The organism is Streptomyces sp. NPDC031365 (genome assembly GCF_055569765.1).
Window position 1 is genome coordinate 17,228 of the sequence record NZ_JBVIIM010000025.1, and the last position, 26,992, is coordinate 44,219.

The 26,992-nt window shown below is 69.9% G+C and carries 26 protein-coding genes and 1 pseudogene; 13 read left to right on the forward strand and 14 right to left on the reverse strand.

The window, feature by feature from the left end:
- Nucleotides 1-2: 2 nt before the first annotated feature.
- Nucleotides 3-710 carry a Flp pilus assembly protein CpaB gene (gene cpaB, locus ACZ5C2_RS29175; protein WP_468797848.1) on the reverse strand — a complete coding sequence of 236 codons (708 nt, stop codon included), beginning with the start codon at nucleotides 708-710 and terminating at the stop codon, nucleotides 3-5.
- A 69-nt stretch (nucleotides 711-779) separates the two neighbouring features.
- Nucleotides 780-1,613 carry a hypothetical protein gene (locus ACZ5C2_RS29180; protein ID WP_468798108.1) on the reverse strand — a complete coding sequence of 278 codons (834 nt, stop codon included), beginning with the start codon at nucleotides 1,611-1,613 and terminating at the stop codon, nucleotides 780-782.
- Nucleotides 1,614-2,076: 463 nt separating this feature from the next.
- Between ACZ5C2_RS29180 and ACZ5C2_RS29185 the strand changes: the two genes are divergently transcribed.
- Complete coding sequence (locus tag ACZ5C2_RS29185; RefSeq protein ID WP_468797851.1) at nucleotides 2,077-3,786, forward strand: chitinase; 1,710 nt, start codon at nucleotides 2,077-2,079, stop codon at nucleotides 3,784-3,786.
- Nucleotides 3,787-3,967: 181 nt separating this feature from the next.
- Here ACZ5C2_RS29185 and ACZ5C2_RS29190 read toward each other — a convergent pair whose 3' ends face one another.
- Nucleotides 3,968-5,290: an Nramp family divalent metal transporter gene (locus tag ACZ5C2_RS29190; protein WP_468797854.1), complete on the reverse strand. Its 1,323-nt coding sequence runs from the start codon at nucleotides 5,288-5,290 to the stop codon at nucleotides 3,968-3,970.
- 184 nt (nucleotides 5,291-5,474) lie between these two features.
- On the opposite strand from ACZ5C2_RS29190, the gene ACZ5C2_RS29195 reads away from it, so the two are divergent.
- Nucleotides 5,475-6,812 (forward strand): M14 family metallopeptidase, encoded by a 1,338-nt coding sequence (locus tag ACZ5C2_RS29195; protein ID WP_468797857.1) that lies wholly within the window; start codon nucleotides 5,475-5,477, stop codon nucleotides 6,810-6,812.
- Between the two features lie 10 nt (nucleotides 6,813-6,822).
- Here ACZ5C2_RS29195 and ACZ5C2_RS29200 read toward each other — a convergent pair whose 3' ends face one another.
- The 5 genes from ACZ5C2_RS29200 to ACZ5C2_RS29220 all read right to left on the reverse strand — a co-directional run bounded on the left by ACZ5C2_RS29200 (nucleotide 6,823) and on the right by ACZ5C2_RS29220 (nucleotide 11,686).
- The gene (locus tag ACZ5C2_RS29200) at nucleotides 6,823-7,491 is read right to left on the reverse strand and encodes a hypothetical protein (protein ID WP_468797860.1); all 669 of its coding nucleotides are present in this window, start codon (nucleotides 7,489-7,491) and stop codon (nucleotides 6,823-6,825) included.
- 83 nt (nucleotides 7,492-7,574) lie between these two features.
- On the reverse strand, nucleotides 7,575-9,059 hold the full coding sequence (locus ACZ5C2_RS29205; protein WP_468797863.1) for a GntP family permease: 1,485 nt from the start codon (nucleotides 9,057-9,059) through the stop codon (nucleotides 7,575-7,577).
- Nucleotides 9,060-9,177: 118 nt separating this feature from the next.
- Nucleotides 9,178-9,588, reverse strand: coding sequence for a RidA family protein (locus ACZ5C2_RS29210; RefSeq protein WP_468797866.1), 411 nt, complete (start codon nucleotides 9,586-9,588; stop codon nucleotides 9,178-9,180).
- The gene (locus ACZ5C2_RS29215) at nucleotides 9,585-10,349 is read right to left on the reverse strand and encodes an IclR family transcriptional regulator (protein ID WP_468797869.1); all 765 of its coding nucleotides are present in this window, start codon (nucleotides 10,347-10,349) and stop codon (nucleotides 9,585-9,587) included. Before ACZ5C2_RS29215 ends, ACZ5C2_RS29210 begins: the two co-directional genes overlap by 4 nt.
- Nucleotides 10,346-11,686 (reverse strand): sugar kinase, encoded by a 1,341-nt coding sequence (locus tag ACZ5C2_RS29220; RefSeq protein ID WP_468797872.1) that lies wholly within the window; start codon nucleotides 11,684-11,686, stop codon nucleotides 10,346-10,348. The genes ACZ5C2_RS29215 and ACZ5C2_RS29220 overlap by 4 nt, the downstream gene beginning before the upstream one ends.
- Before the next feature lie 136 nt (nucleotides 11,687-11,822).
- Here ACZ5C2_RS29220 and ACZ5C2_RS29225 point away from each other — a divergent pair, with 136 nt between their 5' ends.
- Nucleotides 11,823-13,088 (forward strand): amino acid deaminase, encoded by a 1,266-nt coding sequence (locus ACZ5C2_RS29225; RefSeq protein WP_468797875.1) that lies wholly within the window; start codon nucleotides 11,823-11,825, stop codon nucleotides 13,086-13,088.
- 11 nt (nucleotides 13,089-13,099) lie between these two features.
- Entirely contained in the window at nucleotides 13,100-14,710 is a 1,611-nt protein-coding gene (locus ACZ5C2_RS29230) for an N-acyl-D-amino-acid deacylase family protein (RefSeq protein ID WP_468797878.1), read from the forward strand.
- A gap of 93 nt (nucleotides 14,711-14,803) precedes the next feature.
- On the opposite strand, the gene ACZ5C2_RS29235 is transcribed toward ACZ5C2_RS29230, so the two are convergent.
- Nucleotides 14,804-15,583: a hypothetical protein gene (locus tag ACZ5C2_RS29235; RefSeq protein WP_468797881.1), complete on the reverse strand. Its 780-nt coding sequence runs from the start codon at nucleotides 15,581-15,583 to the stop codon at nucleotides 14,804-14,806.
- A 125-nt stretch (nucleotides 15,584-15,708) separates the two neighbouring features.
- Between ACZ5C2_RS29235 and ACZ5C2_RS29240 the strand changes: the two genes are divergently transcribed.
- Entirely contained in the window at nucleotides 15,709-16,920 is a 1,212-nt protein-coding gene (locus ACZ5C2_RS29240) for a pyridoxal phosphate-dependent aminotransferase (protein WP_468797884.1), read from the forward strand.
- Between the two features lie 93 nt (nucleotides 16,921-17,013).
- Complete coding sequence (locus ACZ5C2_RS29245; RefSeq protein ID WP_468797887.1) at nucleotides 17,014-17,436, forward strand: SCO4983 family protein; 423 nt, start codon at nucleotides 17,014-17,016, stop codon at nucleotides 17,434-17,436.
- A gap of 77 nt (nucleotides 17,437-17,513) precedes the next feature.
- Here ACZ5C2_RS29245 and ACZ5C2_RS29250 read toward each other — a convergent pair whose 3' ends face one another.
- Nucleotides 17,514-18,110, reverse strand: a complete 597-nt coding sequence (locus tag ACZ5C2_RS29250; RefSeq protein WP_468797890.1) for a peptidoglycan recognition protein family protein — start codon at nucleotides 18,108-18,110, stop codon at nucleotides 17,514-17,516.
- Nucleotides 18,111-18,158: 48 nt separating this feature from the next.
- Between ACZ5C2_RS29250 and ACZ5C2_RS29255 the strand changes: the two genes are divergently transcribed.
- Both ACZ5C2_RS29255 and ACZ5C2_RS29260 read left to right on the forward strand, forming a co-directional pair.
- Entirely contained in the window at nucleotides 18,159-19,472 is a 1,314-nt protein-coding gene (locus tag ACZ5C2_RS29255) for an RHS repeat domain-containing protein (protein ID WP_468797893.1), read from the forward strand.
- The gene (locus ACZ5C2_RS29260) at nucleotides 19,466-20,008 is read left to right on the forward strand and encodes an SMI1/KNR4 family protein (RefSeq protein WP_468797896.1); all 543 of its coding nucleotides are present in this window, start codon (nucleotides 19,466-19,468) and stop codon (nucleotides 20,006-20,008) included. Before ACZ5C2_RS29255 ends, ACZ5C2_RS29260 begins: the two co-directional genes overlap by 7 nt.
- A 522-nt stretch (nucleotides 20,009-20,530) precedes the next feature.
- Here ACZ5C2_RS29260 and ACZ5C2_RS29265 read toward each other — a convergent pair.
- Nucleotides 20,531-21,076, reverse strand: a pseudogene (locus ACZ5C2_RS29265) (ISAs1 family transposase); the annotation flags it as partial.
- A 52-nt stretch (nucleotides 21,077-21,128) separates the two neighbouring features.
- Nucleotides 21,129-21,548, reverse strand: a complete 420-nt coding sequence (locus tag ACZ5C2_RS29270; RefSeq protein WP_468797899.1) for a hypothetical protein — start codon at nucleotides 21,546-21,548, stop codon at nucleotides 21,129-21,131.
- Between the two features lie 558 nt (nucleotides 21,549-22,106).
- Here ACZ5C2_RS29270 and ACZ5C2_RS29275 point away from each other — a divergent pair.
- The gene (locus ACZ5C2_RS29275; RefSeq protein ID WP_468797902.1) at nucleotides 22,107-22,619 is read left to right on the forward strand and encodes a hypothetical protein; all 513 of its coding nucleotides are present in this window, start codon (nucleotides 22,107-22,109) and stop codon (nucleotides 22,617-22,619) included.
- A 704-nt stretch (nucleotides 22,620-23,323) separates the two neighbouring features.
- Nucleotides 23,324-23,647 (forward strand): hypothetical protein, encoded by a 324-nt coding sequence (locus ACZ5C2_RS29280; protein ID WP_468797905.1) that lies wholly within the window; start codon nucleotides 23,324-23,326, stop codon nucleotides 23,645-23,647.
- A gap of 1 nt (nucleotide 23,648) precedes the next feature.
- Here the strand turns inward: ACZ5C2_RS29280 and ACZ5C2_RS29285 are convergent, their stop codons facing one another.
- Nucleotides 23,649-24,506 (reverse strand): alpha/beta fold hydrolase, encoded by an 858-nt coding sequence (locus ACZ5C2_RS29285; RefSeq protein WP_468797908.1) that lies wholly within the window; start codon nucleotides 24,504-24,506, stop codon nucleotides 23,649-23,651.
- Nucleotides 24,507-24,624: 118 nt separating this feature from the next.
- On the opposite strand from ACZ5C2_RS29285, the gene ACZ5C2_RS29290 reads away from it, so the two are divergent.
- Nucleotides 24,625-24,840, forward strand: coding sequence for a hypothetical protein (locus ACZ5C2_RS29290; RefSeq protein ID WP_468797911.1), 216 nt, complete (start codon nucleotides 24,625-24,627; stop codon nucleotides 24,838-24,840).
- 28 nt (nucleotides 24,841-24,868) lie between these two features.
- Here ACZ5C2_RS29290 and ACZ5C2_RS29295 read toward each other — a convergent pair whose 3' ends face one another.
- Complete coding sequence (locus ACZ5C2_RS29295; RefSeq protein WP_468797914.1) at nucleotides 24,869-25,636, reverse strand: hypothetical protein; 768 nt, start codon at nucleotides 25,634-25,636, stop codon at nucleotides 24,869-24,871.
- Between the two features lie 210 nt (nucleotides 25,637-25,846).
- Between ACZ5C2_RS29295 and ACZ5C2_RS29300 the strand changes: the two genes are divergently transcribed.
- Nucleotides 25,847-26,404: a SigE family RNA polymerase sigma factor gene (locus ACZ5C2_RS29300; RefSeq protein WP_468797917.1), complete on the forward strand. Its 558-nt coding sequence runs from the start codon at nucleotides 25,847-25,849 to the stop codon at nucleotides 26,402-26,404.
- Nucleotides 26,397-26,981 carry a hypothetical protein gene (locus ACZ5C2_RS29305; RefSeq protein ID WP_468797920.1) on the forward strand — a complete coding sequence of 195 codons (585 nt, stop codon included), beginning with the start codon at nucleotides 26,397-26,399 and terminating at the stop codon, nucleotides 26,979-26,981. Before ACZ5C2_RS29300 ends, ACZ5C2_RS29305 begins: the two co-directional genes overlap by 8 nt.
- The last annotated feature ends 11 nt before the right edge of the window (nucleotides 26,982-26,992 follow it).

Genomic DNA, 26,992 nt, shown 5'->3' on the forward strand with positions numbered 1-26,992 from the left:
TCTCACTTGTCCTTCGCGAGTTCGTACGTCCGGTCCTTCTCGGGGACGGTGGTGTCGCCTCCGGGAGCGACCAGCGCGAGCCGGACCCGCTGGGCGAACGACTCGGCGTAGGTGATGCGCTGGGCGTCGATGGCGGACAGCGCGAAGGTGATCGGCACGGCGTCGGTGGGCTGCCGGCCGCGGTCGTTCTCGTCGGGCTGGAGCGCGGTGAGCCGGCCCACGTCGAGGACCTTGGCGTTGGTCACGATGATCTTCGACTGGGCGGGGTCGCCCTCGCGCTCGCCCTCGAAGGTCGCGTAGACGTTGACCGACGAGCCCGGTGTGATCTTGCCGGCGACGCCGGTGGCCGCGTCGATCATGATGGCGACCTCCTGCTGTCCGGGCTGCAGCTCGGGCTGGTTCACGATCATGTCGCTCTGCAGCAGGGAACCCTCCTGCAGGGTGGTCACGGCGATCTTGCCGCGGATGTCGTCGAGGTCGGTGACGGCGTTCTCCGACAGCCACCGCTCGGGCATCTCGATCTTCTCGAACTGGCCCGTGCCGAGCGCGGTGTAGGGCGCGATGTCGGACTTCAGCCGGTACGCGGTGACCTCGGGGCCGACCTTGGACTTCACGTCGCTGATGACGGAGAGCACGCCGGCGAACGCACCGAGGGCGCACAGGACCGACAGGAGCAGGAGTATCACGCCTCGGCGCTGACGGGAGTTCATGAACCGTACAACCTCATCGGGGATATCGGTCGAGCGGAATCGGGCGGGCTGGTGCGGTGGACGGACGGGTCAGGTGCGGTGGGTGAGGGCGGGTGTGCCCTCGGGGGCGGGCGGTACGGCGGAACAGAACACGCACCGGTCGCCGATGACGTCGATGCCGCACCAGTGGCAGGTGCCGCGCCGCACGGAGGTGACCAGCTGGTACAGGACGGAGAGGTCGGGCAGATAGGTGCAGAACTCGATGACCTTGCCGGTCCCCCACCAGCCCGGGGACTCGGCGGGCAGCGGCGCCTCGCGCAGGCCCTGCACCTTCCAGGCCGGTGCCAGGGTCGCGGAGACCCAGTCGGACTGCAGCTGACCCTTCGCGACCAGCATCCAGGTGCCGAACTCCGGACCGTCCAGGGAGGCTTCGGGGGCAAGTCGGACGAGCTGGGGCTGTGGGTGGGCGAGTACGGCGAACTGACTCCCGGGCATCCACGACTTGGCGTGCTGCTTCAGGTTCACGGGGACGCGGTCGAGCCGGGCGACGGAGCCGAGCAGCGCCCCGGAGTGGATGTAGTGGATCAGCAGGCGGCCGGCCGAGGCGAGGACGCCGGGGCTGAGGTCGCAGGAGGCGAGCTGACGCAACTGGCGGGCCAGGACCGCCAGTCCCAGCGGGGGCAGATCGGGACGGAAGAGCGCTATCCGGTCGCTCTCCAGGAGCGAGCGCAGGGTGTGCAGCCTCCGCTGGACGGCGGTGGGGGCGGTCCGGGAACAGACGACGATGACATGCCCGTGCTGCTCGATGAGCATCTGCATCTCGGCCAGCGCCTGTTCCAGCGGGCGGGTGTCGATGTCCCGCAGCACGACGGCGGGCAGGGTTCGCTCGTCCTGGGCCGGTAACGCCATGTCGGCGCCGGTCACGGCGATGGCAGTTGACACGCGCGGCTCCCCGTTCTCCCCATCCCGGCAGCCCGCCGGGGTGTTACTCCGATGCACTCCGGCGACTTCACTGCGTGACTACGTGAGCACTGTAACCGCGGGTCCGTGGCCGGAGAACAGCGATGGTGTAGCCGAACAGCAACTCCTGGTGTACAAGACGCGTCAAATCGGGACAGGCCGAGCATCTCACGGTCTCGATCGGGACCCGATGGTGCGGGTCCTGTGGACCGACTTGACGCCGGAGCCCGCCCGGACCCCTCGGCCCCACGCTTCCCTTCCGGCGACGGGCCTACTCCCGCCCGGCCCGGCGAAGGGCTTCTCCCCGCCCCCGCACCGGCGATTCCGGTCTGGACCTATTGACAAGGGGATTGGTCTGGACCACCTTGTTCCTCCAACGGTGGCCACCGTCGCTTCTCCCTCCCAACTTCCCCCACCGGAGGCCCCAGTGGACCGCGTACCAGGAACGCCCGGCCGCAGCAGACGCGTCTGGGCCGGAGCTCTCGTCTCCGCCCTCGCCCTCGCCCTTCCCCTCGCCGGAGCGGGACAGGCATCCGCGGCGGACGTCAACAACGCCAAGAACGCCGGCTTCGAGGCGGGCCTGAGCAACTGGACCTGTTCGGCGAACAGCGGAAGCACCGTCTCCTCCCCGGTGCACGGCGGCACGGCCGCGCTCAGGGCCACCCCGGCCGGTCAGGACAACGCCCGCTGCTCCCAGAGCGTCGCGGTGAAGCCCAACTCCACGTACCAGCTGAGCGGCTGGGTGCAGGGCGGGTACGCCTACCTGGGCGTCACCGGCACCGGCACGACGGACGTGTCCACCTGGACCCCGGACTCCGGCAACTGGAAGCAACTGTCGACGAGCTTCACCACCGGCTCCTCCACCACCTCGGTGACCGTCTACACCCACGGCTGGTACGGCCAGGCGGCGTACCACCTGGACGACCTGTCGGTGTTCGGCCCCGCCGGGGGCGGCGGAGGCGACCCGGAGCCCACGGTCCCGGGCACCCCGGGCGGCCTCGGCGTCTCCGGTACGACGTCCTCCTCGGTGTCACTGGCCTGGAACGCGGTGTCGGGGGCGACGGGCTACACCATCTACCGCGACGGAACGAAGGTGACGGCGGTCTCGGGCACCTCGGCGACGGTGACCGGGCTCGCGGCCTCGACGTCGTACTCCTTCCAGGTCGCGGCGGCCAACGCGGCGGGCGAGTCGCCCAAGTCGACGGCGGTGTCCGCGCGGACGAAGGAGAGCGGCGGGGGCGGTGGCGGCGACCTGCCCAGGCACGCGGTGACCGGCTACTGGCAGAACTTCAACAACGGCGCGGCGGTCCAGAAGATCTCCGATGTCTCCTCCCAGTACGACATCATCGCGGTCGCCTTCGCCGACGCGACCGGCACCCCGGGCGCCGTCACCTTCAACCTGGACTCGGCGGGCCTGAACGGCTACACCGTCGAGCAGTTCAAGTCGGACATCCGCGCCAAGCAGGCGGCCGGCAAGAAGGTCATTATCTCGGTCGGCGGCGAGAAGGGCACCGTCTCGGTGAACGACTCGGCCTCCGCGGCGAACTTCGCCGACTCGGTGTACGCCGTGATGCAGGAGTACGGCTTCGACGGCGTCGACATCGACCTGGAGAACGGTCTCAACGCCACCTACATGACGCAGGCGCTGCGCTCGCTGTCGGCGAAGGCCGGCCCGTCCATGATCCTCACCATGGCCCCGCAGACCATCGACATGCAGTCGACGTCCGGCTCGTACTTCCGTACCGCGCTGAACGTGAAGGACATCCTCACGGTCGTCAACATGCAGTACTACAACAGCGGTTCGATGCTGGGCTGTGACGGCAAGGTCTACAGCCAGGGCACGGTGGACTTCCTGACCGCGCTCGCCTGCATCCAGCTGGAGGGCGGCCTCGACCCGTCCCAGGTGGGTCTGGGTCTGCCGGCCTCGACCCGGGGCGCGGGCAGCGGCTACGTCTCCCCGTCCGTGGTGAACAACGCCCTGGACTGCCTGACCAAGGGCACCAACTGCGGCACCTTCAAGCCGTCGAAGACCTACCCGTCCCTGCGCGGCGCGATGACCTGGTCCACCAACTGGGACGCCACGGCGAACAACGCCTGGTCGAACGCGGTGGGCCCGCACGTCCACGCCCTGCCCTAACCACGGCCGGCCCCAAGCCCTCGGCCCCGTCCACAGCACTGTGGGCGGGGCCGCTCCGTTTCGCGGGGCCCAGGGCGGCCAGGACGCCACCCGCGACGCCCCGGCGCCGGCCGTCGGACAGCTGAAGGAGATCGCGCTCAGCCCCGCGCGGGAGGAGCTGCGGTAGCGCGGCCGGCCGCCGTCAGAAGAACTCCGCCCACGGCTGGTCCCAGACCTGCTTCACGCACAGGACGAGGAACAGCAGGCCCGCGACGGCCAGCATGCCGTTGCTGAGCGGGCCGTTGCGCCACTCGCGGGGTGTGCGGGAGGAGTTGAGGAGCCACATCAGGGTGAGGGCGAGGAACGGCATGAAGGCGGCGCCCAGGACGCCGTAGATGATGATCAGGCGGAAGGGTTCGTCCTGGAAGAGCAGGATCATGGGCGGGAACGTGAGCCAGAGCAGGTAGGCGCGGAAGGCCCAGGATCGTTCCCGGCGCCCGGAGGCCAGCACGTCGCCCCGCGCCTCCCGTTCGCCGCGCTGCCGGGCCAGGAAGTCGGCGAACATCAGGCTCACTCCGTGCCAGACGCCGATGAGGGAGGTGAAGGAGGTGGCGAAGAAGCCGATCAGGAAGAGCTTGCCGGTCGCCGTGCCGTACTGGTCCTCCAGGATGCCGCCGAGCTGCATCAGGCCCTTGTCACCGCTCGCGATCGCGATGTTCGCCGAGTGCAGCAGCTCGGCGCCGACGAGCAGCATCGCGACGACGAAGATGCCGGTGGTGGCGTAGGCGACCCGGTTGTCCAGGCGCATGATCTTCATCCAGCCGCTGTTCGTCCAGCCCTTGGCGTTGACCCAGTAGCCGTAGGCGGCCAGGGTGATGGTGCCGCCGACGCCGCCGATCAGGCCGAGGGTGTTGAGGACCGAGTCCTTCTCGTCGGGGAGGACGGGGAGAAGGCCGGCGAAGGCGTCGCCGAGGTTCGGTGTCACCCGGATCGCCAGGTAGACGGTCACCACGAACATGACGCCCACCAGGACGGTCATGACCTTCTCGAAGACGTTGTACTTGTTGAACCAGACGAAGAGCAGGCCGACCAGACCGCAGGCGATGCCCCACCATTCGAGGTCCATCACGTCCGGGAACAGTGCCTGCAGCGGCAGGGCGCTGGACGACATCGCCGCCGCGCCGTAGACGAAGCCCCAGATCACCGCGTAGACGGCGAAGAACCACGTCGTCCAGCGGCCGATGCTCGCCCAGCCGTCGAAGAGCGTGCGGCCGGTGGACAGATGCCACCGGCCGCACGCCTCCGCGAGGGAGATCTTCACGAGGCAGCCGAGGACCGCGGCCCACAGCAGTGTGTAGCCGAAGTTGCTGCCGGCGATGAGGGTGGCCACGAGGTCGCCGGCGCCCACTCCGGTCGCGGCGACGACGATGCCCGGGCCGATGTGGCGCCAGCTGGATGTGCGCGGGTGGGGGCCGGGCGCGGTCGCCGCACCGGTGTCCTGGGTGTCTCCCGTGGTGTCCGCCATGGGGTCAAGAAAGCGGATGGGCGCCGGTCGGACAAGGGGGCGTGCGGGGATCTTCACCGGATACGTCCGGCCGGACCGCCGACCGGATTCCCTATCTTGACCTGAGCACGTCACCCACTGACGATGGCCGCACCGCACCACGCACGTCGCCATGGACAACCCCCACCTCCCACAAGGAGATTTCATGCGACACCGCCCACGCGGCAGACGCTCCGCCGCGCTCGCCACCCTTCTCGCCCTCGCCCTCGCGGCCCCCCTGGCGCTGACGGCCGGCCAGGCCGGCGCCGACAGCGCCGACCGGCCGGTGCCCTCGGCCGACGACATCCGCCAGTACGAGATCCACCGGCACACCACCGCACTGACCCGTACGGCGATCCAGCGGTCCGGGGTCACCGTGGACGAGGCCGACGAGGAGACCGTGGTCGTCTCCGGACGCGCGGACCAGATCCGCACACTGCGCCGACAGGGTTACGAGGTCACGCCGTTGGGCGCGGCACCGGACCGCTCGTCCGCCGCCGACGGGGTGCGCCTGTACGACTTCCCCTCGGCCGACTCCCGCTACCACAACTACGCCGAGATGAACGCGGAGATCGACCAGCGGCTGGCGGCGTACCCGTCCCTCATGAGCAAGCGGGTGATCGGCAAGTCCTACCAGGGCCGGGACATCGTCGCCATCAAGATCAGCGACAACGTGGCCACCGACGAGAACGAGCCCGAGGTCCTCTTCACCCACCACCAGCACGCCCGCGAACACCTCACCGTGGAGATGGCCCTGTACCTGCTGCGCGAACTCGGCGCGGGATACGGCAGCGACTCCCGGATCACGAACATGGTGAACGGGCGGGAGATCTGGATCGTCCCGGACCTCAACCCGGACGGCGGCGAGTACGACATCGCCTCCGGCTCCTACCGCTCCTGGCGCAAGAACCGCCAGCCCAACTCCGGTTCGTCGTACGTCGGGACCGACCTGAACCGCAACTGGGACTACCGCTGGGGCTGCTGCGGCGGCTCCTCGGGCTCCAAGTCCTCCGACACCTACCGGGGTTCGGCCCCGGAGTCGGCGCCCGAGGTGAAGGTCGTCGCCGACTTCGTGCGCAGCCGGGTCGTGGGCGGGGTCCAGCAGATCGCGGCCGGCATCGACTTCCACACCTACAGCGAGCTGGTGCTGTGGCCGTTCGGCTACACCTACTCCGACACCACGACCGGCATGACGGCCGACGACCACGCCGCGTTCAAGGCCGTCGGCCAGAAGATGGCCGCGAGCAACGGCTACACGCCCCAGCAGTCCAGCGACCTGTACATCACGGACGGATCGATCGACGACTACCTCTGGGGCGCGCACAAGATCTTCGGCTACACCTTCGAGATGTATCCGACGTCCTCCTGGAACGGCGGTTTCTACCCGCCCGACGAGGTCATCGAGCGGGAGACGTCCCGTAACCGGGACGCCGTGCTCCAGCTCCTGGAGAACGCCGACTGCATGTACCGCTCCATCGGCAAGGAGGGGCAGTACTGCGGCTAGCCGCTGCCGTTCAGGACGACGACTCCTTGGACTTCTTGGAATCCTTGGAATCCTCTGACTCCTTGGAATCCTCGGAGTCGTCCGCGGCCTTGTCCGCGTCCTCCGCCGCCCTGTCCGCGTCCTCGTCGAAGTACTCGTCCAGGACCGCGTCCAGTCCGGCGTCCCACTCGGCGAAGCGGCTCCTGGAGTCGGCCTCGATCTCGAGGAAGTACCAGCGGCGGTCGGGGGTGTGGACGGTGACCGTGTACCGCTTGCCGAAGCGGGCGGTCTCCGTCTCCACCGCGCCGATCTCGTCCCAGCGGAACTCGCACTCCTGGTCGTCCAGGCGCAGGCGGACGCCGCTGTGGTCGGCGACGACCCGGGCACGGCGGTCGGACGCCTCGAAGACGGGACCGTCGGGGGCGGGTTCCGGGTCCTCCTCGGCTCCTTCGCGGACTTCGGCGGCTTCGGGGTCCGCGGGATCATCCGTGGACCCACCCGTGGACCCATCGGCGGATTCCGAAGCGCCGGAGTCCCCGGCGGCCTCCGCCTCGGGTGCCGTGTCGTCCTCCGGATCGTCCGTCTTCGCCTTGGCGACCTCCTCCCGGCCGGACGCGGGCGAGGTGAGCCCGGGGATGAATGCCGGGTCGAACCCGGCGCCTTCCAGGGGCTGGCTGCTCGAACCTATACGCTGCTCCACACCGCAGGAGTATGGTCGACAAACCCGTGCCGGGCACAGCCAGCCCCAACTTCGTTATCGGACGCCTACACGGGCACCACGGTTCACACGGCCAGGCTGAGCGCCGCGGCGACCACGAACCCGGCCACGGACAGCACGCTCTCCAGCACCGTCCACGTCTTGAGCGTGTCCCGCTCGCTGATGCCGAAGTACTTGGCGACCATCCAGAAGCCGCCGTCGTTGACGTGCGAGGCGAAGATCGAGCCCGCCGAGATGGCCATGATGACGAGCGCCACGAACGCCTGCGAGTGGTCCCCCTCGGCCAGCAGCGGGGCCACGATGCCCGCCGTCGTCACGATCGCCACGGTCGCCGAGCCCTGCGCGACCCGCAGCACCACGGAGATCAGGTACGAGAGGACGATCACCGGGAGGCCGACGTCGTTGAAGGTGTCGGACAGCGCCTGGGCGACCCCGCTGCCCTTGAGGACCGCGCCGAAGACACCGCCCGCGCCGACCACCAGCAGGATGTTGCCGACCGGCTTCAGCGAGGACGTGGAGACGGTCTCCAGGGACTTGCGGGACCAGCCGCGCCGGATGCCCAGCAGGTAGTACGCCAGGAACAGGGCGAGCGTGAGCGCCACGAACGGGTGGCCGAAGAACTCGACGACCGAGCGCAGGGTCGAGGGGTCCAGGGCGATGGAGGAGAAGGTCGCCGCGAGGATCAGCAGCAGCGGCGTACCGATGATGCCGAGGACCGTGCCGAGCGGCACCGGCGTCTCGCGCGGTTCCACGCCGGAGGCGCGCTGCTCGGCGACGACGGCGTCCTTGGCCTCCTGCGCGGCCTCGACCATGTCCTGCGGTACGGCGACGAAGATCCGCTTGCCGATCCACGCGGAGTAGACCCAGGCGGCGACGACGGCCGGCAGCCCGCAGACGACGCCCATCAGGATGACCCAGCCCAGGTCGACCTGGAGCAGTCCGGCGGCGGCCACCGGTCCCGGGTGCGGGGGCAGGAACGCGTGGGTGACCGAGAGACCGGCGAGCAGGGGAAGGCAGTAGAGCAGGATCGACTTGCCGGAGCGCTTGGCGGCGGCGTACACGATCGGCGCGAGGACGAAGATGCCGACGTCGAAGAAGACCGGGACACCGAAGATCAGACCGGTGAGGCCCATGGCGAGCGGCGCGCGCTTCTCGCCGAACAGGCCAAGCAAGCGGCCCGCCAGCACCTCGGCGCCGCCGCTGACCTCGAGGATCGCGCCGAGCATCGTGCCCAGGCCGATGATGATCGCGACATGGCCGAGGATGCCGCCCATGCCGGACTCGATGGTGGACACCGCGTCCGAGCGCTGGACCGTGCCGAAGAGTTCGGTGACCGACAGACCGGCCATCAGACCGACGGCTATGGAGACGCCGAGCAGCGCGACGAAGGGCTGGAGCCGGACCTTGATGATCAGGAAGAGCAGGAGCGCGATACCGATGGCGGCGACGGTCAGCAGACCCGCGGTGCCGTCGATGAGGAGGAGCAGTCCTCCGGTGTGCGGTGGTGTCTCCGCGGCGGAGGCGGCGAGCGGGAGGGACGGATGGGGCATTCGGGGGTCCTCTGGCTAAGTGCATGGGGCTTTCGGGCAGGAGGGATCGCGGCACGGCGTCCCAGGGGTGCGGACACCGTGCCGTGACGACGTACGGCGGTGAGGGGGAGGTGGCGCGTCAGCCGAGGACGGCGAGCGCGTCGATCTCGATGAGGAGGCCGGCGGGCAGACCGACGTACACGGTCGTGCGGGCGGCGGGCGGCTGGGTGAGGCCCTGCTCCTCGAAGTAGGCGTTGTAGATCTCGTTCATCTCCGCGAAGTGGTCCACGTCGGTGAGGTAGACGCGGATCATCATCACGTCGTCCCAGCTCGCGCCGCCCTCCTCGAGGATCGCCTCGACGTTGGCGAAGGTCTGGAGGGTCTGCTCGCGCAGGCCCGGCCCGGCGGGGGTGGGGGCCCAGCCCTCCTCGTGGGGGAGGAAGCCGACCTGCCCGGCGACCTGGAGGATGTTGCCCTTGCGGACGCCGTGGGAGAACTTCGCGGGCGGGGTGGTGTGGGTCGGGGGAGTGAGCGCGATCTTCTCGGTCATGCGGAGCTGTCCTTCACTGGGGTTCTGCCGGAGTACTCGCCGCTGATCGCGTCCGCCGTACGGCGCACCAGCGGGAGCAGGGTGAGGAGTTCGTCGGCGGTGACGACGACGTTCGGCGCGGACACCGACATCGCGGCGACCACCCGGCCGTCGGCGCCGCGGATCGGTGCGGCGACGCAGTTGATGGACTCCTCGTGGCCGCCGAGGTCGGTGGCCCAGCCCTGTTCGCGCACTGTGGCCAGTTCCTGGAGGAACGCGGTGGCGTGGGGTGTCGAACGGGGCGTGTACATGGGGTAGTCGAGCTTCTCCGCGAGGGTGCGGCGCTCGTGCTCGGGCAGGTCGGCGAGGAGGAGCTTGGCGACGGCCGCGACGGTGATCGCGACGGGCTTGCCGATCCGTGAGTACATGCGGACCGGGTAGCGGCTCTCCACCTTGTCGATGTAGAGGACCTCGTTCTCCTCGTACACGGCGAGGTGGACGGTGTGTCCGCAGGTCTCGTTGAGGCGTACGAGGTGGGCGTGGGCGATTTCGCGGACGTCGAGGTTCTCCATCGCCTCCTGGGCGAGGGCGAAGAGGCGGGCGCCGAGACGGTAGCGCTGGTCGGACTGCCGGTAGACCATGCCGTGTTCGTGGAGGGTGCGCAGGAGGCGCAGGGCGGTGGACTTGTGCACGCCGAGGCGGTCGGCGACCTGGCCGAGGTCGGCGGGGCCTTCCGCGAGCAGCGGGAGGATGCTCAGGGCGCGGTCTACGGTCTGGCTCATGGGGTGCGTGCCTCCTTCTCGGGCCCTGGGTGCTCTTCGGCTTGTGTCCAGCCGGGGCCGAGTCGCAGTCTCCCCCACGCGGTGTCGTCGAGGGCGGCGAGGCGGTCGGCGAGGGCGCGGGTGGGGGGTGTCGCCAGGTCGCCGGGGGCGGTGAGGGTGGCTGCCGCCATGAGGTGGCCGTGCCTCATTCGGTCCCGTAGCGGGAGGTTGCGGAGGGTTGCCGAGAGGAAGCCCGCGGCGAAGGCGTCACCGGCGCCGGTTGTCGCGACCACGTCGACTTTGAGGGCCGGCGCGGTGGTGGCTGGGCGGGTGGATGCCGCGCAGCCCGGCGCTTGCGGGGTGCCTCGCCCAGAGGGGGTATCCCCGGCGCCCGCCCTCTCCCCATCTCGGCTTCTCCCCCACTCTCGGCTTCTCCGCCACTCTCGGCTTCGCTCGAGCGGGGGGACCCCCATGAGCGGGGGGACCCCCATGAGCGGGGGGACCCCCATGAGCGGGGGGACCCCCATGAGCGGGGGGACCCCCATGAGCGGGGGGATCCCCATCGCCCCAGCGGCTCGACTGTCCCCGGGGAGGAGGCGGGCCCGGCTGCCCGCGGGCTCGTGGAAGGCGACGGCCCCCCGTGCCCCTTGCTTGACCACCAGCGTCTCCGGCTCGGGCAGAGCCGCACGGATGCGGTTGGGGCCGCCTGTCATGCCCCAGGCTTCCTCCGCCTCGTCCTCTCCCACGAAGACGACGTCCGCCCCTCGCGCCAGTTCCAGCAGGACCTCCGGGCCGTGGCCGTCGTTCCACAGGCCCGGGCGGTGGTTGACGTCGAAGGAGATCAGGGGGCGGGCGGGATGGGGGGCGATCAGCTCGCGGATCAGGGCCAGGCAGCCGGCCGAGAGCGCCGGCGTGATGCCCGACAGGTGCAGGACGCGTCCGGCGCGTACCGCGTCCAGGTCCACGCCGGCCGGCGACAGCGCCGAGGCCGCCGAGCCCACGCGGTAGTAGGCCACCTCATGGGCGTCGGTCGAGCGGTCGCCCGCCGTGCGGAAGTAGACGCCGGTCGGGCGGTCCGGGTCGCGGCGGACGTGGGACACGTCGACCCCGTATCCGCCGATCGCCTCGACGAGGTGGTCGCCGAAGCCGTCGGCGCCCACCCTGCTGACCCACCGGGTGGTGTGCCCCGCCGCCGCGAGCACGCACGCCACGTTGGACTCCGCGCCACCGATCCCCCGGTCGAAGGACGGGACGTCGGCGAGGCGGCCGGGCCGGGAGGGCAGGAACGTCACCATGGACTCGCCGAGCGCGACGACGTCCACGACGTCGGGGGCGTTGCGGGGTCCGGTGACGGTCACGATGGCGGGGCTCCTCGTCTGCTGCGGGGTGACGCGGTGTCCGTTGACCCCGCGTGGCCGAGATGTTAGACAGCGGTAAGCGATATACGCAATGAGCGTTGCACATAATGCAACGCTACGGAACAGGGAGGCTCTGATGGTCCTCGACGCTCTCACCCATCTCACCGAGGAACGGGTCGACCACCGCTTCAAGGGCCTCCCGCCGGACGCCGAGGGCCTGACCGTCGGCGAGCTGGCCGCCCAGCGCCGCAACCTCTTCACCGACGGCTTCACCACCCCCGTGCTCGCGCTCTCCGCCGAGCGCCTGGAGCACAACCTGAAGCTGATGGAGACGTACACCGCCCGGCACGGGCTCGCCTTCGCCCCGCACGGCAAGACGTCCATGGCCCCCCAGCTCTTCCACCGGCAGATGGAGCACGGTGCCTGGGGCATCACGCTCGCCGTTCCGCACCAGGTGCGGGTGGCACGGGCGTTCGGCATCCAGCGCGTCTTCCTCGCCAACGAGCTGGTGGACGCGGCGGCCCTGCGGTGGATCGCACGGGAGCTGGACACCGACCCCGGTTTCCGCTTCGTCTGCTGCGTCGACTCCGTGCGCGGAGTGGAGCTGATGGGCGCGGCGCTCGGCGGGGTCTCCCGGCCCGTCGACGTGGTCGTCGAGCTCGCCGCCGGAGAGGGCGCGCGCACCGGTGTCCGGGCGGAGGCGGAGTGTGCCGCCGTCGCCGATGCCGTGGCGGGCGCGCGGGGGCTGCGGCTGGTCGGGGTGGCCGGGTACGAGGGCGAGGTGCCGCAGGCGGATCCGGAGCGGGTGCACGCGTGGCTGCGGCGGCTGGTGTCGCTCGCCGTGGACTTCGACAAGGCGGGGCGCTTCGCGGGCCTCGACGAGATCGTGGTGAGTGCGGGCGGCAGCGCCTGGTTCGATGCGGTGGCGGACGTCCTCGCCGGGATCCCGACGCTCTCCGCGCCCGTTCTGAAGCTGCTGCGCTCGGGCGCGTACGTCTCGCACGATGACGGCCACTACCGCACGCTGACCCCCTTCAACCGGGTCCCGGAGGAGGGCGCGCTGGAACCGGCGTTCCGGCTGTGGACGCAGGTGGTCTCGCGCCCCTCCCCCGAGCAGGCGTTCACCAACGCGGGCAAGCGGGACGCCGCCTACGACCTCGATCTGCCGTTCGCCCAGGTGGTCCGCCGCCGCGGCCGCGAGCGCCCGGCCGAGGGGATCTCGGTGACCGGGCTGTCCGACCAGCACGCGTGGCTGCGTACCACCGGGGAGGCCGATCTGGAAGTGGGAGACTGGGTGGGACTCGGGTTGTCCCACCCGTGCACGTCGTTCGACAAGTGGGTGCTCATCCCCGTGGCGGAGGCCGACGGCACGGTGGTCGACTACATCCGTACGTTCTTCTAGGAGGCCGGCGCATGGAAGAGCTCGTCATCCGGGACGCGGACGTCGTGGACGGCTCCGGCGACTACGCGTACCGCGCGGACGTGGTCGTGGACGGCGGCCGCATCGTCACCATCGTGAAGGAGGCGGCGGACGCGGGCTGTCAGCGCCCGAAGGCCCGCCGTGAACTGGACGCCGAGGGTCTGGTGCTGGCGCCCGGCTTCATCGACATGCACGCCCACAGCGATCTGGCACTGCTGCGCGACCCCGGCCACAGCGCCAAGGCCGCGCAGGGCGTCACCCTCGAAGTGCTCGGCCAGGACGGGCTGTCGTACGCCCCCGTCGACGACCGGACACTCGGCGAGGTCCGCCGGGCGATCGCCGGGTGGAACGGCTCCGGCGACGACATCGACTTCGACTGGCGGTCGGTGGGCGAGTACCTGGACCGGCTGGACCGGGGCATCGCGGTCAACGCCGCGTACCTGATCCCGCAGGGCACGGTCCGCGCGCTCGCCGTGGGCTGGGAGGACCGCGAGGCGACGCCCGAAGAGCTGGACCGGATGCGGCAGTTGGTCGCCGAGGGCATGGAACAGGGCGCGGTCGGCATGTCCTCGGGGCTGACCTACACGCCCGGCATGTACGCCAAGGGTGCCGAACTGACCGAACTGTGCCGGGTGGTGGCGTCGTACGGCGGCTACTACTGCCCGCACCACCGCTCCTACGGTGCCGGGGCGCTGGAGGCGTACGCGGAGATGGTGGCGCTGACGCGGGACGCGGACTGCCCGCTGCACCTGGCGCACGCCACGATGAACTTCGGCGTGAACAAGGGCCGCGCGCCCGAGTTGCTGACCCTCCTGGACGAGGCCCTGGACGCCGGCGCCGACATCAGCCTCGACACCTACCCCTACACCCCCGGCTGCACCACCCTCGTGGCGCTGCTGCCGAGCTGGGCGAGCGAGGGCGGCCCGGAGGAGATCCTGCGGCGGCTCGCGGACGACGGGACCGCCGAGCGCGTCCGGCACCATCTCGAGGTCACCGGCTCGGACGGCTGCCACGGTGTGCCCGTGGAGTGGGAGACCATCGAGATCTCGGGCGTCGGCGATCCCGCGCTGGGCGAGTACGTGGGCCGTACGGTCCTGGAGTCGGCGCGCGAGCGCGGCGAGTCCCCCTGGGCGGTCGCGCGGGAGCTGCTGCTGAAGGACCGGCTCGCCCCGACGATCCTCCAGCACGTCGGCCATGAGGAGAACGTCCGGGCGATCATGCGGCACCGGGCGCACACCGGCGGCTCGGACGGCATCCTCCAGGGCGCCAAGCCGCATCCGCGCGCGTACGGAACGTTCCCGCACTACCTCGGGCACTACGTGCGGGAGCTGGGGGTGCTGTCGCTGGAGGAGTGCGTGGCGCACCTGACCGCGCGTCCGGCGGCGCGGCTGCGGCTGCCGGACCGGGGGCTGGTCCGCGAGGGGTACAAGGCGGACCTGGTGCTCTTCGACCCGGGGACGGTGGCCGCGGGCTCCACCTTCACCGAACCCCGGACACTTCCGACGGGCATCCCGTACGTCATGGTCGACGGGCAGTTCGTGATCGAGGACGGGCGGCGCACGGACGTGCTGGCGGGGCGGGCGGTCCGCGGAACTCCCCGCTGACCGACCGCCGCGACGGACTCGAACCTGTCCGCGCACGCCGGTCCGCCACCCTGCGGCTCAGCCGGCCACACACGAACCGCCCCTCCGCTGCGCCTACTTGGGCCGCTTGTCGTTCCCCTGCCCCCGTCCAGGACGGTCGCCGGAGTTGCCGGGACCAGCGTCTCCCGGCCCGGCGGATGCGGTGGCGCCCGAGGTGGGGAGGGTCGGTGAGGGGCTGGTGGAGGCACCCGACGACTCCTCCCCCGCCGCCCCGCCCCCGTCGGTGGCGCTCGCACCCGCGGCGCCGGAGGACGCCTCGTCCGTCGGCACGCTCTCCCCGGAACCGGGCCGCGTGTCCGCGGAACCGGACGGCCCCGCGTCCACGGAGGGCTCCGAGTCGCCCGACGACGTACCGGGACGGCCGTCCCCGTCCCGCGTGTCACCCGACGGCGAACCGGAGAACGCCAGCCCCCCGATCAGCGCCACGACCGACGCGGCACCCAGCGCACCGGCCGCCAGGGCGACCCGGCCACGCGGGAGAACGGGGCCGCGGGGGCGGCGCCGGGCACCCCGGCCCGAGGCATGCCGACGGCCCCCGACACCGGGGCCATCGGGGACGCGCCCCTCGCCCGCTCCCACGGAGGACGGCGCACCCTCCCCGGCCGGGTCGGCCGGGGGCACTCCGCCGCCGTCCACCGGAGGCGGTCCGTCGGTCCGTACCGGCGGCAGCTCACGTGTCTCGTCGTACGCGTTCTGCCAGCCGTGGGCGGACGCCGGGTCGGTGTAGGCGTCATACGCCGGGGGCGGGGCGGTCTGCGGGAGGTACACGTTCGGGGGAACCTGCGGATCCCGGACGTCGTACCCCCCTTCGGCGTACGGCGGAGGGCTGGACATGGCCGCGCATTGTAGAGATGCAAGGGGTCGCAGGGACAGCGAGCGGACATACCCACGCGAACCGACGCGTCTCACGTGTCGAAAAACACGGCCCGAAGGGCCATACCGGGCCGTAAGCTCCGAACATGCAGGTGATCCAGTCGACCAAGCTCGCCAACGTCTGTTACGAGATCCGGGGACCGGTGCTCGAGGAGGCGATGCGGCTGGAAGCGGCCGGTCACCGCATCCTCAAGCTGAACACCGGCAACCCGGCGGCGTTCGGCTTCGAGTGCCCGCCCGAGATCCTGGAGGACATCCTCCGCAACATGTCGTCGGCGCACGGCTACGGCGACGCGAAGGGTCTGCTGGCAGCACGCCGGGCCGTCGTCATGCACAACCAGACGGTCGGCATCGAGACCGACGTCGAGCACGTCTTCATCGGCAACGGCGTGTCCGAGCTGATCGTGATGGCGATGCAGGGCCTGCTGGACGACGGCGACGAGGTGCTCGTCCCGGCGCCCGACTACCCGCTGTGGACGGCGGCCGTCTCGCTCTCCGGCGGCACGGCGGTGCACTACCGCTGCGACGAGCAGGCCGACTGGATGCCGGATCTCGCCGACGTGGAGCGCAAGGTCACCGACCGCACCAAGGCGATCGTCATCATCAACCCGAACAACCCGACCGGCGCGGTCTACGACGAGGCGGTCATCAAGGGCCTGACCGACATCGCCCGCCGCCACAACCTGCTGGTCTGTTCGGACGAGATCTACGACAAGATCCTCTACGACGACGCCGAGCACATCCCGACCGCCTCCGTCGCCCCCGATCTCCTCACCCTCACCTTCAACGGCATGTCGAAGGCGTACCGGGTGGCCGGCTACCGGGTGGGTTGGATGTCCATCTCGGGCCCGCGCGCCCACGCCGACTCCTACATCGAGGGCCTGACGGTCCTGGCGAACATGCGCCTGTGCGCGAACATGCCGGGCCAGCACGGCGTGGTGGCCGCGCTCAGCGGACGCCAGACGATCAACGAGCTCGTCCTGCCGGGTGGGCGGCTGCGCGAGCAGCGGGACGCGGCGTACGAACTGCTGACCCAGATCCCGGGCGTGAGCTGCGTGAAGCCGAAGGGGGCGCTGTACCTCTTCCCACGCCTCGACCCCGACGTCTTCAAGGTCAAGGACGACCGGCGGATGGTCCTGGACCTGCTGCGCCGCGAGAAGATCATGGTCGTCCAGGGCACCGGCTTCAACTGGCCGGAGCCGGACCACTTCCGGATCGTCACCCTGCCGTCGGTGACGGATCTGCGGGACGCGATGGGCCGTATCGGCCGCTTCCTGGACGGTTACAGCCAGCCCTGACAAACGACACCGAGCGTCCGATCTTGGCGACGACTCAACTTTAGACAGAATCTAAGCTAGGATGGCTTCCTGCCAGCATCCAGGAGGCCATCCATGTACGAACCGATACGCGACAAGTCGGTACACAACACGATGGCCGGCACCTCCCACGACTTCCCCCGCCGTTCCCGCGAGGAAGAGCTGGACATCCAGCTCGCCGGCCATCTCGCCGCCCTGCTCGCCGTCACCGACGAGCTGCGCGCGGCAGCGCCCTCGGCCGATCTGGACACCGCGGCTGAGCGGCTCACCGAGCAGGTCACCCGCCTGCGGGGAGGACGTCCGCCGGCCCGCGCGTCGGCGACCACGACGGGCCGCGAGCCGAACGCGACGGCCCTGCACCGGCGCGCCCACGCCCTCGCGGGCCGCGCACTGGTCGTCGCCGCCTCCCGCGCCGACACGGCGGTGGCGATCCTCGCCGCCGAACGGATGGACGCCCACGCCGCGGCCCTGCACCCGCGCGCCCTCGCGTCCCGCTGAGCCCTTCCGGGCTCCCCTCCACGGCCCCGGTCCGCGCGCCGCAGCGACGTGCGGACCGGGCGCCATTCCACCCCTGATCAGCGCGCGTACACCGACGCACCCGCCGTGCGGCGGATCTCCGGGAGCGCCGAGTGGAGCGCGGCGCCCGGGCACAGGGTGGCGTAGCCGTCGCGGTGGCCGGAGACCGTGTTCAGCGTGGCCTGCTCGCCGGTGTCGTAGACCCCCGTGTCGCCGGCGGCGGTCAGCGTCACCTTCGCCTCCGGGTCGACGCCGTGCAGGCCGAGCTTCCAGGCGGAAATATCGGCGATGGCCCGCTTGGCCGCGGCGGTCGGCGTACCGCCGTTCTCGTAGTCGCCAAGCAGCGAGACACCCGCCGAGTAGCCGTTGAAGCCGTAGGTGTGGGCGCCGCGGACCGGCTTGTCGACACCGCCCGCCCGGCCCTCGAAGACCGTGCCGCACTTGTCGACGAAGAAGTTGTAGCCGATGTCGTTCCAGCCGTTGCTCTCCACGTGGTACGTGAGGATGCCCCGGATGATGGCCGGCGAGTCGGCGCAGTCGTAGACGTTCGTGCCCGCCGTGTGGTGGACGAAGACCGCGTCGACCTTGTCCAGGTAGGAGGGCGGGTCGGCGACGAGCGACTCGTCCGCGCCCCAGCCGGCGCGGCTGACGATCACCGGGGCGGCGGGGGCGGCCGGTGAGGTGGACCCGCTCGGCTCCGGCTCATGGAGTCCCAGAATATGGACGACACCGGCGCGATGAAGTCCACTACGTACACCTTCGACCCGCTGGACCGCACCGCGTCGAAGACTGCGGACGGCAAGACCACCGACTTCGAGTACCTCGGCATCTCCGGCGAGGTACTGAACGAGGAGGTCGCCGGCGAGCTGACGAAGTCGTACCAGTACAGCCCCTGGGGCGAGCGCCTGTCGCAGATCAAGCACAACACCGACGGCACGACGGAGGACGGCTACTACGGTTACAACAGCCACACCGACGTCGACACCCTGACGGACGACAACGGCAACACCACGGCCACCTACGGCTACACCGCGTACGGATCCAACGACGAGTCCGAGTTCACCGGCATCGACAAGCCCGACGCGACCAACCCCACCAAGGAGGACTACAACCCCTACCGTTACAACGCCAAGCGTTGGGACGCCCAGGCCGGCACCTACGACATGGGCTTCCGCGACTACGACCCGGGCCTGAACCGCTTCACCACCCGGGACATGTACAACGGCGCCCTCGCCGACATGGGGCTCGGTGTCGATCCTTACACCGGTAACCGGTACGCGTTCGCCGGTGGCAACCCCTCCACGTTCATCGAAATCGACGGGCATTTTTCGTGGGATGACGTCTTCAGCACGTCCAAGGAGATTCTGAAGGGCGGCACTCGGGTGGCCGCCAAGCGGAACCCCGTCGGGAGCGCCATCGAAATCGGAAGCTGGATCTTCGGCTACGAGAATCCGATCGACAAGGGGCTCGACCATCTGCTGGGCACGGAGGCGGAAGGGCATTGGAACGCCCCGGAAAGCTTCGTCAACAAGGTGCGCTGCGAGCAGGATTCGAAGGAAGCAAGATTCCAGTACATGCCGTTGGACGGTGAAGGCCGTGCACAGGGGGCGACCGCGCTGATCTGCCCGAGCGACCTCAAACCCCCGCTGGCGGACCGGGACACGGGTTCCGTGGACGTGTACGGGTTCCCGGACCCTGAGCAGAACACCCCCAGGTCGGGTAAGGGGAACATCTTTGACCGCGTACACATCGTGGGCGACAAGATGAGCGGCGACTGGATCAATGAGAACCTGTTCACCGGATTCAAGCGGATGAACAGGAGCGGTATGCGGCGTTGCGAGTTCAAGATGGAGAAGCAGCTCGCCGCCCAGAAATGGGTCATGTACACCGGAAAGGTCAACTACAGCCACACGACGGGAATAGCCGACAGCATCACCATGTCGGCATATACCGCTGACGGACCACTGTTCGAGAACATTGTGGTCAAGAACAACACGGATTGGCAGACGACATGCTGAGGATCGAAGAGCTGGAGGCCGCGCTACCGTCGATGACGCGATGGCGTGTTCACGGGGGGCGCGGCGTGAACTGGGCTGTCCTTGAGACGGAGCTCGGGTCGGCACTGCCCTCGGACTTCCGCTCGCTGGCGGAGGCGTATCCGGTCCTGGTCATTGGCGGGTTCCTGACCGTCTCCATTCCCCGGCCCGGCGCTGAGGCCTTGTGGGCGTCCGAGTCCAGGGAAGACGAGATCCTTCACGACCTGTACGAGATGGGCGACACCCAGGGCTACGTCCCCTTCCCACAACCGGGAGGCCTGCTCTCCTGGGCAGAGTCAAACTCAGGGGACTCCTTCTACTGGAGGACGAGTCCCGCGGACCCGGACGCATGGCCGGTGGTCGTGCGCGGAGACAACGGAGACTGGTCGGAGTTCCCCGTCGGCGCTGTCGAATTTCTGACCGGCGTGTACCGGCGAACCATCCACGTACCCGGTATGCCCGGTGACTTTCCGAGTGACTCCCCAGAGGTGCTGGGTCTGAGCGACCGCATCGACTGAGCTGAGCGGTGAGGTCCGGAGCCCTGGGGGTCATTATTCGCTCAGATCCCCTGGGCTCGCCCATTCGGCCCATCAACGATAAATCGCAGACACCAGAGATGAACACTTCGGACAGCGAATTCGTGCGGCACAGGCTGGGAGCATGTCCCGGAGGCCCGTCCCTTCGTGGCCAAGCTCGAAGAGGAGGAGGGGGAACTCATGAACGATGAGTACTCCGATCCGGTTTCCCAAGCCTTGGGACCGATTCGCGGGCTACGCGGACCCTCACACGAAGTTCGAGGCGGATCTACGGCGCGAGTACCACCGCTGACACTGACGCCCGTGCAGGGCTTCGGCGTAGTCGACGGGCGCCCGTTTTGTGATTATGCGAGGCCGAGGAGTGCGAGGGGTCGGCGGACGTCGCGTGCGTTTGCGACGGAGGCCGGCGGCGATGTTCTTGAGGCCGCTCAGCCGGAGGGCGCCGACGGCGAGGTTGCGCCAGGTCGCCGTCGCGCGGGGTGCGTTGCCGGTCCGCAGTTGGGAGGCGTCCTCGGCGAAGGTGGCGTCGCGGACGTGGTGCAGGGCCTCGATCTTCCAGTGGTCGCGGATCGGTCTCGCGAGTTGGACGGGGATGGCCTGCTCGGCGGTCAGGCTGGTGACCGCGTAGACGGTCGTGATGGTGGTCTTGCCGGTCTTGCCGGTCTTGCGGTCGGTGCGGCGGCGCTTGATCTGGACGGCCTGGCAGGCGCCGGGGAAGAGCAAGTTGTTCACGGTGGCGACCTTGATCCGGCGGATCTCCGCGCGGCCGTGGCCGGTGCCCCGGGTGCGGCCCTGGAACGGGATGTCCTTCCAGGGAAGGGACTTCAGCTGCTTGCGGAGCTTCTTCTGGTTGCCCTTGACGATCGCGATGTAATGGGCCCCGCGGCCCAGGAGGTAGGCGTCGTGCTCGCGTTGCGTATGGAGCGCGTCGCTGGTGACCACGGTTGCGGCCAGGTCGGCGGGCCCGACGTCGGACTGCTCGCGGAGCCGGTCAAGGGCAGGCGGAATCAGGAATGATGCGTCGGCAGGCACGGTCTTCCAGCAGGTCACGGGGCGTCGAGCACTCCATGATCACGGGAACCTTCCCTGCATCGTCCCCGGGTCACAGCAACGCCGCAGCCTCGCCTGCCACCCAGGTCTGCCAGACACGACGGGTGTTCGGCAGGTCAGGGCGGTCAAGGAGCCAGAGCACATACCCGGCATGGCACCGGGCCCACGGACTGTCCGAATCGGCTGCCCGATCGAGCCTGCCCCGTAGATCAGCGCTGTCGACAGCCCGGGCAACCCGCACGTATTCGCGATCCTTGCAGCGATACGCCCGGTGGACGACGATCTCGACCAGGTCGGTGAGCTTCGCCTTGATCGCCTCCTCCTGGCAAGCACGGGCCACCTCCCGGAGCAGGCTCTGCTTCGTACCCCACGCCTTCGCATGCTGCGTCCACTCCAGCGGGTACCTCGCCTCCCACTCCAAGAAGAGCAACACGTAGGGCAGCCCCGGCCACGCCGCCAGATCCCCGTTCACAGGACCACCCCACACCCCATCAGGGAGCGAACGCCTCCGGGCTTGCTGATGCCTCCGACGCGCCTGCAGAAAGGCTGGCTCCCGGTACTGCTCGTCCGCTCCCAGGGGCCGTGTCAGCAGCCACATCTCGTTGGACCGGGCGAGTGCGTCCGTGACCTTCCTCTGGGCCTCCGCCAGATGAACGAGCGCTGCACCTCTTGCAGCCGGATCCTCCGCTATAAGCCCGAACGCCCAACCCAGTCGCTCAGCCCATGCACAAGCGTCGTCCGCATCTGCACTTGCCTCTTCAGCCACGCACGGGATCATCTCCTGGCGCAGTCGGCTCGCTCCACCCGACGGTGCGGGGGAGACGCAAGGGCTCCGGGGCGCAACGGACATGAGCAGGAACCGCCCGCTCTCCCTCTCGTCATCTCAAGTGATCACGAAACGGACGCCCGCCGACTACGCCGAAGCCCTGCACGCTCACCGGATACGCTCAGGTGGTCTACGGGGAGGAAATGCCCTGGTTCCACCTCAGTACCGACAACTAGAAACCAGGAAGAGAACCTCATGGAATGGGTGAGTGAACTCATCTCCCTTACCGGTTGGCAGTCCGAGCGGCAGGAGGTTGATTGGGCGGACTTCGAGCGCGAGCTCGGAACACCCCTCCCGGGTGACTTCAAGGAGATCTGCGAAGTGTTCGGCCATGGTACCTTCAGCGGCTTTCTGGAACTGCTGCCGGTGGACAGTGCCAAACCGCACAGTCTGCTGGGGAGGTGGAATTCACTGAAGAATCAGTGGGACAATCCGCAGGTGCAGGCCCTTTTCGACCCTTATTCGGTCTTCGAGGGCAGCGGACTCATTCTTTGGGGACAGTCGATGACGGAAGCCTCGTACTACTGGCTGGCCGATACGTCGAAGGATCCCGAAGAATGGCCCATCGTCGCCCGGACCTCCCCCCTGGAGGACTGGCACCGATTCGACGGTGTTTCCACCTCGAAGTTCATCCACCGGGCTCTCACGGATCGGGAATTCCGTCCGTTCTCCATCGCGAGGAAAATGGAGCGTCCGTTCTTCGACGCTTATCGCTGACCCGGACGCATCCGGGTAGGACCTGATCCGCCTCACAGCACGAAGGGCCCGTGCCACCACCCGTTCGAGGGTGGTGGCACGGGTCTCGCGCAGGTGAAGGCCACACGATCGCCGCACCCGCTCCATCCAGCGCTTACGGTGATCGCCTGAACGCAGGTGCCGAGCCCGCAGAGCTGCGTCGCGAGTACTACCGAAACGGTTCCAGTAATGGCGGCTGACGCCTCCCTGCACAACGAGATCCCGTGAGATCATCGAGGCCACAGCCGGGCGTGGAATGGGGGATCCATGAGTCCGAGTACGAACACCGCATATAACGCGACGAGTTGACTGGTCGGCTGGATGGTGTTCCTTTCGTCCGGTTTCGCGGGGTCCGTCCTTCTCAACAGTGCGTGGGTCGACTGCGACATCGGGGTCAACGCGTCGGCCAACCTCGGAAGTCTCGTGGTGGCATCGACGGTCATGGCCGCCGTGTCGACGTCCGTGTGGGCTCTGACGCGTCGGGCCACCGGTCGGCGTCGGCTGCTGACGCCGTTCCCCCTGACCGCCGCGACGGGCGTCCTGCTCCTCTGGCCTTTCATGGCGGTCTGGCACGCGCCCGACGGCTACCCCGTCTCCACCTGCCCGCCGGACAACGTCCCCCCGTGGTGGCCAACGTGGCTTCCGCTGCGAGGCGGCCCCGACGAGGCCAGGTACTTTTCCGCTCCGTGGGCTCGCTGACCGCAGCCGTCCTCACCACCCTGTGCTGGGGACTCACCGCGCTGCTGTCCGAGAACTTCGGGAGCGACTGCCTCTTCCACTTCGGTGACACCGGCCCACGGGCCGAACACTGTTACCTGGTCAACGACCGGGCGGAGGCCTGGCTCCCCCGGTTGGTGTCCGCCGCCGGGATCAGCGCGGTACTGGTTCTCTGCCTGCCGCGCCGGTTTCTTCGGACGCGGCGCACCGCCGCCGGTGTCGCCGTCGCCTGCCTGGTCGTCGCCGTAGTGCTCGGGAAGCGCGCCCTGGCCGCTTCCAGCGCGCCCTACTGAGTCACCCGGCCGAGGATCCGAGCGTGAGCATCGCCTCGGTGATCTCGCCGACCGCCGCTTCCGGGATCGCGGTGGCGGTCTCCTCCAGAATGAGCAGCCGTGCTCCGGGGATCTCGCGTGCGATCGCCTCGCCGTTGCCGACGGGGAAGAACCGGTCGCGGCGGCCGTGGACGACGAGCGTGGGGACCTTGATCTCGGGCAGGCGCTCACGCCAGCGAGGTGTGCAGTCCAGCCTGGAGAACACCATGCCCAGTTGGTTGGCCATCTGGATCGCCGGCGCGGTGCTGGGCGTGCGGTCCCAGACGCGCGCGGCGACTGCTCGCGCGGCGATGGGGTCATCGCCGAGGATCTCCGCGCCGGCGGCGGCGAAGTCCGCGACCGCCTCGCGGTCGCTCCAGTCGGGCATCGCGTGCGCGAACAACCGGCCCATCGTCGCCCGGTCGTGGTCGGGGAGGTCGTCGTCGGGCGGCCCCGGCGCGACCGCGCGGGTGCCGACCAGGGTGAGCGCCGAGAACGCGCCCGGATGATCGAGCGCGGCCACCTGGGCGACCATCCCGCCGACGCCGACCCCCGCGAGGTGCGCGGGCCCGCCGACGCCGAGCACTGCTGCGAGGGCCGCCGCGTCGGCGGCGAGGTCACGCAGGGTGTAAGCGGGTGCCTCCGGGTCCGCCGTCGTCGACTCCCCGCTGTCGCGCAGGTCGTAGCGCACCACACGACGCCCGCCGGCGGCGAGGCGCTCGCAGAGCGCGTCGGGCCAGGAGAGCATCGTCGTCCCGCCCACGAGCAGGACGAGCGGCGCGTCGACGTCACCGAACGACTCGACGCCCAGGGCGATCTCATTGGCTTTGACAGTGGTCATGATTCGAGTCATGCCACGGCAGACTCCATCCACGGCCCGAACTCATCGCCCACGCGCCTCCCCGTGTCAGCGTCCGCCCTTATGATCACGCCGGAACCGGCCAGGGGGGCGGCCGTGGGTGGGAGTACATCACCGCGGCACCGGCCGGCCGACACCGGTCCGGTTCGCGGAACTCCTCGACCACGACCGCACGGCCGACCGGCTCCCGCCCGACCCCGAGAAGACCCTGCTGGACGAGTGCCGTATGCGGTGGACGGGTGTGTACGTCCTCCTCCACGCCGACGACCGGCCCGAGCCGACCCACCTGGGCATCTTCGGGTACTCGGGCGACTGAGCCGTGGAGCTGCCCGGAGAGCTCCCGCTCACACCCGGGAGACGTCCGGCTCCAGGAAGACCGCGACGAGCCGGTCGCTGAACGAGCCGGCGGCGCTGTCGCCTGTCGTCCCGGCGCGGTACGAACGGATCGCCGGGTCGGTGAGGGTGAGGGTCAGCACCGGGCAGTCCGCGGCGTCGTTGGTGCGCTCGGGGAAGCACTGGTTGATGTCGAGCAGGCTGTGGCCCGGACACACGGCCCCGGCAGGCAACTCCACCTCCAGGAGCAGTTCCTCGCCCGGATCGACACGGAAACGGCCGGACGCCGGGATGTCCACGGGCTTGCCTGGGAAGCCGCTGTCGACGACGGTCGCGGTGAGACCGCGGGCGGACGCGCGCACGCCCTCACCATGAGGGCCGTAGAGATCGAGCGTGACCCGGCCTTCACCCACTGGCGCGTCGAGTACCAGCGGGCGGTCGCCCGTCCGGATGGCCGCGTGGACGGTGAAGCGCGCCTCGCCCGGCATCTTCGGCCCCGGGTCGTGGTAGCCCCAGCTGGTCAGCACCAGCTGCGGCCCCTTGCTCCCCTTGCCCTCCCCTTTTCCCCGGGGTTCCGGGCGCGGCCATTCGTCCACCCCGCATTTCGAGAGCCGGGCCGTGCCGCCGGAGGGGAGCGGACCGTCCCGCAACGGCTCGGCAGGGGACCACCGATCCGCGGACACGCGCGACTCGGGCGTCGTGGCGGAATACGTCAGCACCAGCAGACCCACGACGGGCACGGCGAGGATCAGCCAGGAGCGCGGGGAAACGCGGAACACTCAGCCACGTCCTCGTGCTCGGCCGACCGCCCCGGCATGCCTGGTCTCCAGGCCTCGCTCGTCGGCCCGGGTGAACCCTTCCATGACGCTCATGACTGTCTCAGCGCGCCCGACGGCGGGAACGTCACTGCCCCCGAGCCTTCCTCCGAGTCGCTGACCACTTGTGTCGCGGCGCGGTCCGGTGACACCGTGCAGCGCGACAGGAGAGGCATGCGATCACCGGATGTACCGCGCGGCGGCCGGGGTGCGGGCGAGCACGACGAGTTCGACGCCTTCTACGCCGAGAGCGTCGGCAGGCTCATCGGCCAGCTGTACGCGATGACGGGCGACCTCGCCGAGGCGCAGGACGTGGTCCAGGAGGCCTTCGCCCGGGCCTGGGAACGCCGGGCCGAACTGGACCTGAACGGCGCCCCCGAGGCGTGGGTGCGCACCGTGGCCTGGCGGCTGGCGGTCAGCCGGTGGCGGCGGGTGCGCACCGCGCTCGCCTTCGCCCGACGGCAGGGTCCGCCGGCCCCGGCTCCGCCCCCGGAACCGCACCATGTGCTGCTGGTCCAGGCGCTGCGGCAGATTCCGGAGGCGCACCGGCGGGCCGTGGTGCTGCATCATCTGTGTGACCTGACGGTGGAGCAGGTGGCTGCGGAGGCAGGCTGCCCGGTCGGTACGGTCAAGGTGCACCTGAGCCGGGGCCGGGCGGCGCTGGCACGGCTACTGGCCGACACCGAGCTGGACCCGCGGACGAGCCGCCTGTCGGAGGGACGTCATGGCTGACGAAACCAGGCTGGGGGAACACCTGGCCGACCTCGCCGAGTCGGGCCGACAGCACACGGACCCGCTCGCAGCGGAGCGGATCCGGGCACGCGGTGAGCAGCGTATACGCCGCAAGCGGGCCGCTCTGGCGTCCGGCGGCGCGCTGCTGGCCGCGGCCGTGGCCCTGGGCGGTGTGTCGCTGATCCAGGCCACCCGGGGGCCCGGGCCGCCCGCCTCCGTCCCGGCGCCGACCGCTTCGCGGTTCGTGCCGCCGACGCCCGCTCCGGGCGAGGAGTACGTCAGCGAGCTGGGCTATGTGTACGGGGCGGTGGCGAAGGGGGACACGGTGCGGGTCACCGTCGAGCGGCTGCGTGGCGGGCGGGGAACCGCGGCACCTGGTGGCGGGGCGCACACGCTGACCCTGCCGCGCAGGACGCTGGTCGAAGCACGGCGGCTGGCCGGCGGGGACCCCGCGGACGTGGAACTGGGCGAACTCGTGGACCAACTGGCCGCCGGCCCCCGGTGGGTGTTCGCGATCGACTATGACAGCGAGGGCCGCGTGCAGTCGCTGCGGGAGGCGTACTGGCTCGCCGAGTGAGCCCGCAGGGG